At 54.0% G+C, this 611-nt stretch carries 1 pseudogene; it reads right to left on the reverse strand.

Annotated elements, in window-relative coordinates:
• Positions 1 to 487, reverse strand: a pseudogene (locus C722_RS26340) (IS4 family transposase); the annotation flags it as partial.
• Between the last annotated feature and the right edge of the window lie 124 nt (positions 488 to 611).

Here is a 611-nt window from a genome sequence, read left to right on the forward strand (position 1 = left end):
GGGGCACGATCAGGCTATGCAAGGTTTGACCGTCAGCGACTTCGTAGAGTGTGGACAAGCGAGCCATGGGAAAGCCAGAGTGACTGCCAAAGAAGGTCGCCATGGTCGACTCCAGGGGTAAATGCACGGTCGAGCCATCCACCGCGAGCACCCTCAGCCCACGCCACTTCTGACGCAGCCCGAAGCAGTCAATTTGTTGCTGCAGGAGGCGATTGAGACTTTCAAATACCTCGGGGTTGAGCTTTTTGCGCGCTTTGCAGAAGGCCTGCGCAGTGACCATTTGCGTCTCAGTCGACGCCTGATTGAGTACGCGATAGAACTGATCGAGTTCGGTTTGCAGGGCCGTGCGCGGCTGATTGAGCAGGAACAGGACGAGGTTCTTGAAGGTGAGCTGGCGTCGGCGGGTAAAGTCTTGAGGATTCTGGCGGTGGGCGGCGATGAAGGCGGGACAATCGAGCGGGCTGGTTATTTTTTGTACAATTTTCAAGCCAGGGTTTGGCTGGCGGTGTCAAGCGATGCGGTATAGGTAGTCAAAAGGGCTTCTCCCATGCACTGATTTGAGCGCTAATTATATGATATTTATGGATAATTTCCAAAGTTGATGACATTGG

It is taken from the genome of Pseudomonas sp. 313 (genome assembly GCF_000316965.1).
Lineage (GTDB): Bacteria > Pseudomonadota > Gammaproteobacteria > Pseudomonadales > Pseudomonadaceae > Chryseomonas > Chryseomonas benzopyrenica.